Source organism: Ruegeria sp. BG11 (assembly GCF_056538565.1).
The window spans coordinates 1-520 of record NZ_JBQFTH010000070.1 but is presented as its reverse complement, the minus strand read 5'-3'; the positions used below and the strand labels follow the sequence as shown (position 1 = coordinate 520).

Annotated in this window: 1 protein-coding gene; it reads right to left on the bottom strand. The window is 58.8% G+C overall.

Going from position 1 to position 520, the window contains the following annotated elements:
- Positions 1-69: 69 nt before the first annotated feature.
- Positions 70-520, bottom strand: a 451-nt coding sequence (locus ACR0JF_RS23440) for an aminotransferase class I/II-fold pyridoxal phosphate-dependent enzyme (protein WP_480670151.1), incomplete at its 5' end; no start/stop codon positions are given.

Below are 520 nucleotides of genomic sequence, written 5' to 3'. Positions count from 1 at the left end.
CATAGCCTCAAGTTTTCCCGAGATCGTTTGCACTGCAGCCTATACCACTAGCTGCGTTTTGTGAACGGTTCAGGCCTGTTCCCTGATCGCGCCACGCGCGGCCATGAACAGGCGTAAACGCTCAAGACCGTCTTCGATATCAGCCGTGGCCCTTGCGTAAGAGAAACGCAGGGTCGTGTGACCGCGCTGGGGATCGAAGTCGAGACCCGGAGTCACCGCAACGCCTGCCTTTTCCAGAATCTCGGCCGCGAAGGCACGGCTGTCATTGGTCAGATCGGATACGTCAGCATAAACATAAAACGCACCATCGGGCGGGGCGATGTTCGTGAACCCGGCCTTGGGCAGACCGTCCAGCATCAACGCACGGTTACGGCGGTACACGTCCAGATTGGCCTGCAATTCGTCTTCGCAATCCATCGCCGCCAGTGCCGCAACCTGGCTGGCATGGGGCGCGCAAATGAACATGTTCTGGGCAATCCGCTCAACCACACGCACCTGACCCTCGGGAACGACCATCCAT